The 4676-nt window shown below is 67.6% G+C and carries 6 protein-coding genes and 1 pseudogene; all 7 read right to left on the bottom strand.

What is annotated here, in order from left to right; genetic code table 11:
* Positions 1 to 659: PHP domain-containing protein (locus tag ACFWF3_RS24935; RefSeq protein ID WP_379315626.1), on the bottom strand; the 659-nt coding region annotated here is incomplete at its 3' end.
* Between the two features lie 5 nt (positions 660 to 664).
* Positions 665 to 1246, bottom strand: coding sequence for a dihydrofolate reductase family protein (locus ACFWF3_RS24930; protein ID WP_378992139.1), 582 nt, complete (start codon positions 1244 to 1246; stop codon positions 665 to 667).
* A 64-nt stretch (positions 1247 to 1310) separates the two neighbouring features.
* Positions 1311 to 2171: a bifunctional DNA-formamidopyrimidine glycosylase/DNA-(apurinic or apyrimidinic site) lyase gene (mutM, locus tag ACFWF3_RS24925; protein WP_379315624.1), complete on the bottom strand. Its 861-nt coding sequence runs from the start codon at positions 2169 to 2171 to the stop codon at positions 1311 to 1313.
* Between the two features lie 3 nt (positions 2172 to 2174).
* Complete coding sequence (gene rnc, locus ACFWF3_RS24920; protein ID WP_358064067.1) at positions 2175 to 2906, bottom strand: ribonuclease III; 732 nt, start codon at positions 2904 to 2906, stop codon at positions 2175 to 2177.
* Positions 2907 to 2930: 24 nt separating this feature from the next.
* A complete protein-coding gene (gene rpmF / locus ACFWF3_RS24915; RefSeq protein ID WP_040708879.1) occupies positions 2931 to 3113 on the bottom strand; it encodes a 50S ribosomal protein L32 in 183 nt (60 codons plus the stop codon).
* Between the two features lie 80 nt (positions 3114 to 3193).
* Complete coding sequence (locus ACFWF3_RS24910; protein WP_379315621.1) at positions 3194 to 3799, bottom strand: YceD family protein; 606 nt, start codon at positions 3797 to 3799, stop codon at positions 3194 to 3196.
* A gap of 98 nt (positions 3800 to 3897) precedes the next feature.
* Positions 3898 to 4548: pseudogene (locus ACFWF3_RS24905) on the bottom strand (DivIVA domain-containing protein); the annotation flags it as partial.
* Between the last annotated feature and the right edge of the window lie 128 nt (positions 4549 to 4676).

Here is a 4676-nt window from a genome sequence, read left to right as displayed (position 1 = left end):
CACCCTGACCTGCTGGGACACAGCGTCCCGAGGTGCCAGTGCACGCTGGCGACAACGACATCCAGGCGTTCGAGGAGATCTGCCCGCTGGTCTAGGGTGCCGTCGTCGAGGATGTCGACCTCGATACCGGTGAGGACGCGAAACGGCGCCATCTGCTCGTTGAGTTCGGCGATCACGTCGAGCTGGCGCAGCAGCCGGTCGGCGGACAGGCCGTTGGCGACCTTGAGACGCGGCGAATGGTCTGTCAGCGCGCAGTATTCGTGACCGAGCGCGGCCGCGACGCCCATCATCTCGGCGATCGGGCTGCCCCCGTCGGACCAGTCCGAATGGGTGTGCAGATCACCGCGCAGCGCCGCGCGCAGCTCCTCACCCGCGGGTGCGATCGGCTTCGCCTGTGCGCGGAGCTCGGCAAGATAACCGGGAACCTCACCGGCACAGGCCGCTTCGATGATGGCGGCCGTCTTGGGCCCGATCCCGGCGAGCTCACGCCAGCTGTGTTCGCGGGCGCGCGTCGCCACCTCGTCGTCGGCGAGCCCGGCGACGACGTCGGCGGCACGGCGGTAAGCCTTCACCCGGTGCGTTTCGGCACGACCGCGTTCGAGCCAGAACCCGACCTCGCGCAGTGCCGCCACCGGACCCGGACTCGCCGCCGATGTCATCGCGACTACTTGATCCGGCCGTACTTGAGGAACGCGACGCCGTCGGCGTACACCCGGCTGGTGATGACCCGGAACTTCTCCGGCGCGGGCAGTTTCGCCCCGCCGCCGAACAGCGGCCTGCCGGTGCCGAGCACCACCGGGTGCAGCTTCAGGAACACCTGGTCGATCTCGGGCAGCAGCGCCTGCGCCAGTTCACCGCCACCGCAGAGCCAGATGCCAAGTCCGTCTTCGCGTTTGAGCTCACGCACCGCGGCGATCGGATCCTCGGCGATCAATTCCACCCCGGGCGCGGGCGATTCGGGCAGCGTCGTGGACACCACGTACTGGCGCAGGTGCTCGTACGGGCTGGCGGTGCCGGTGCGTACCCCGAAGTCGTGGGTCTTGCGGCCCATGATCACGGTGTCGAAGTAGATGTTGCCCGCCGCGATTCCGCGCGCCTCGCGCACCTTGGTGGGCAGGGTTTCCGGGTACTGCGAGATGATCGCGGGCCCGTGATCACCGCCTACCGGGAAGAAGTCCAGCGTTCCGTCCTCGGCGGCGATGAAACCGTCGATTGTCGATGCCACGAAATAGGTCAGCTTGCGCATAACGTCCTCCCTGCACGGACCCGGTCTGTCACGACCTGTCAGAGGAAACGTTAGCGTGCCCGGATCAGCGGCGGCGCGGCTTCCGTTGACACTTCGGACAGGAAAACGACGACCGATTCATGAACTGTTCCCGCACCAGCAGCGTCGCACACCGATCGCACGGTTCGTCCTCGCGCCCGTAAGCGGCCAGTGACCGGGAAAAATAGCCGGATTCGCCGTTCACATTCACGTACAGGGCGTCGAAGGAGGTGCCACCGACGGCCAGCGCTTCGGTCATGACCGCGCTGACTCCGTCGAGCAGGGTACGCACGACCGGCCGGGTGAGTTCGGCGGCCACGCGGGTGCCGTGCAATCCGGCCCGCCACAGTGCTTCGTCGGCGTAGATATTGCCGATACCCGAGATCACCGTCTGGTCGAGCAGCACGCGTTTGATCTCGGTGTTCTTGGCGCGGATGGCCGCGACCACGGCCTCGCGATCGAACAGTGGGTCGAGCGGATCGCGCGCGATATGGGCCACGGAATCGGGCACCACGGTCCCGTTCACCTCGACGAGGTCGGCCAGCGCCCAGCCGCCGAAGGTGCGCTGATCGACGAAGCGCAATTCGGCGCCGTCACCGAGCACGGCCCGGATGTGCGCGTGCTTCTCGAGGGGAGCGTCGGCGGGCTGCACCAGCATCTGACCGCTCATGCCCAGATGCACCACCAGTGCGGTATCGGGCTCGTCGAAGGTGAGCCACAGATACTTGCCGCGGCGCTGCGCGGAGTCGATCCGCAACCCGGTGAGCCTCGCCGCCAGATCAGCACCACCCGCGATGTGCCTGCGCACGGCTCGCGGGTGGGTGACGGTGACGGTATCGATGGCCCTACCGACGGCGTGCTCGGCGAGACCGCGACGAACAACCTCGACCTCGGGCAGTTCGGGCACGGGTCAGGCTTTGTCTGCGGATTCGGCGGTCAGCGCCTTGTACGCGGTACCGGCGGCTTTCTGCTCGGCTTCCTTCTTGGAGCGACCCACGCCTGAGCCGTACGGAACACCGGCGATCACCGTGGTGGCGGTGAACTCCTTGTTGTGGTCCGGTCCGGTGGAGGTGATCTCGTAGGCGGGCACGCCGAGACCGCGTTCGGCGGTGAGCTCCTGCAGGCTGGTCTTCCAGTCGAGGCCGGCGCCCATGCGGGGGCCGCGCTCGAGCAGGTCGGCGAACAGCCGCAGCACCACACCGCGCGCGGTTTCGATGCCGTGCTCGAGGTGCACCGCACCGAGCAGCGATTCCATGCCGTCGGCGAGGATGCTCGGCTTGTCGCGACCGCCGGTGAGCTCCTCGCCCTTGCCGAGCAGCAGGTACTGACCGAGTCCGCCGTCGCCCAGACCACGCGCCACCTCGGCGAGCGCGTGCATGTTCACCACACTGGCGCGCAGTTTCGCGAGTTCACCCTCGGACTTCTCCGGATGCTCGGTATACAGGCGCTCGGTGATGCTGAGGCCGAGTACCGAGTCGCCGAGGAATTCCAGGCGCTCGTTGGTCGGCAAACCGCCGTTCTCGTACGCGTACGACCGGTGCGTCAGCGCTAGGCGCAGAAGCTCCGGTCGTACGTCGACACCGAGGGCGGTGAGCAGGCTGGCGTGATCCGCCGCGCCCACATTGTCTTTACTGGCTGTCACGTTGCTAGGAATGATCTACAACGATCAGACTGCAGAGGTGACCTGGCGGCCCTTGTAGGTGCCGCAGGACGGGCACGCGATGTGCGGGAGGGTCTTCTCACCACACGCGCGGTTCGGGCAGGTGACCAGGGTCGGCGCGGTGGCCTTCCACTGGCTGCGCCGCGACCGGGTGTTGGAACGCGACATCCGACGCTTGGGAACAGCCACGGCTACTTCTCCTCTTGGTTTTCGCTGACTACACCGGCATCAGATGCCGCGGCAACGGTTTGGTCTTGGTGGTGGAACCCTCAGGCGGGGTCGCCGGTACCGGGCTCGTCAGTGGCAAAATTCGCCAACTTCGCCCAGCGAGGGTCCAGTATCTCATGCCCATGATCAGGACCCGCAATCGCCATCCGCACACCGCACTCGGGGCACAGGCCCGCGCAGTCCGGCGAGCACAGCGGCTGCAGCGGAAGCTCCAGCCCGATGGCGTCGAGGATCACCGGCTCGAGGTCGACGAGGTCGTCTTCCATGCGGTAGACCTCGGCATCCTCGGTCGTCTGCTCGGTGGTGCTGTCCGGATACGCGAACAACTCCGTCAGACGAATCTCCACCTGGTCCTCGAACGGTTCGAGGCAGCGCGAGCACTCCCCGGCCGTCGGCCCGGACGCCGTGCCGGTGACCAGCACACCCTCCGAGACCGCCTGCAATTGCAGATCGAGTTCCACCTCGGCAGCGGCCGGGATGGCGATCAGGTCGAGACCCAGCCGCTCGTGGTCGGTGACCGTGCGACGCAGCTCCCGCATGGTTCCCGGCCGACGGCCGAGATTGCGGACATCCAGCACAAAGCCCGCCTCCGACACAGGACCACTGGTCTTGCGTGGACGCGCGGACGAACCGGAACCGGCGGACATCACGGACTCACTTACCGTCGAGGGGATAATGGGCAACCACTCCACAGTACGGCAGGACCCCGCCGGAACTCAAAACGCGCGCTGGGCGCCAGGACCGGTCAGCGCCGGTGCTCGGCAGCGTATTCCGGGTATTCGGCGGCCGGTGCGCCGCGCATCTGCTGGCGTCCGCGGGTGATCGAGCGCCGGGTGGTGTTGAGCGTCTCTTCCATGGATGCGAGCCTGTTGCCGAAATCGGCCATCTGCTCGTCGACGTAGTCGTCACATTCGGTGCGCACCCGGTCGGACTCGGCCTGAGCCTCGTCGATCAGACGGGCGGATTCGGCGTGCGCGACCCGGACGACCTCGGTCTGCGCGACGAGGCGGGCCTGCTCGGCCTTCCCGTCGGCGACCGAACGTTCATAGGAGGCCTTGCCCGCTTCGATGGCCCGGTCGGCGTCGATCTGGGCGCGACCGGTGAGCTCGTCGTACTCGGCATTGCCGTCGGCGACGACCTGATCGGCCTCGGCCTGGGCCGACGTCACCAGGCGGTCGGCGTGGGCGGTGGCCTCGGCGACCATCCGGTCGGCGTGGTCCTTGGCGTCGGCGAGGATGCGATCGGCCTCGGCGCGCGCCTTGTCGATGGTGGTGCGTGCCTGCTCGTTGGCCGTGGTGACCGTCGTTTCGGCGCCGGAACGGGCGTCGCCGACGATCTTGTCGCGGTGATCGAGCACGTCCTGGGCGTCGTCGAGTTCACCGCTCGCAGCCCTCCTCGACGGCGAGCCCGCGCCCTACATTCTCAGCGACCTGCGCTGGGGATCCGGACCGGTCCACCTCCGCTACGGCAGCTTCACCCGCCGCCATTGTTACGACGAGGAGGGGGAACTGCGGCCCGCAGTAC

It is taken from the genome of Nocardia sp. NPDC060220 (genome assembly GCF_042727815.1).
GTDB lineage: Bacteria > Actinomycetota > Actinomycetes > Mycobacteriales > Mycobacteriaceae > Nocardia.
The sequence above is the reverse complement of the archived record's forward strand: the minus strand, read 5'-3'. Positions and strand labels throughout refer to the sequence as shown.

What these genes read in the sequence shown, in the direction of transcription:
- ACFWF3_RS24930 (WP_378992139.1), bottom strand. Translation starts at nt 1,246, where the DNA reads ATGCGCAAGCTGACCTATTTCGTGGCATCGACAATCGACGGTTTCATC.
- ACFWF3_RS24910 (WP_379315621.1), bottom strand. Translation starts at nt 3,799, where the DNA reads ATGTCCGCCGGTTCCGGTTCGTCCGCGCGTCCACGCAAGACCAGTGGT.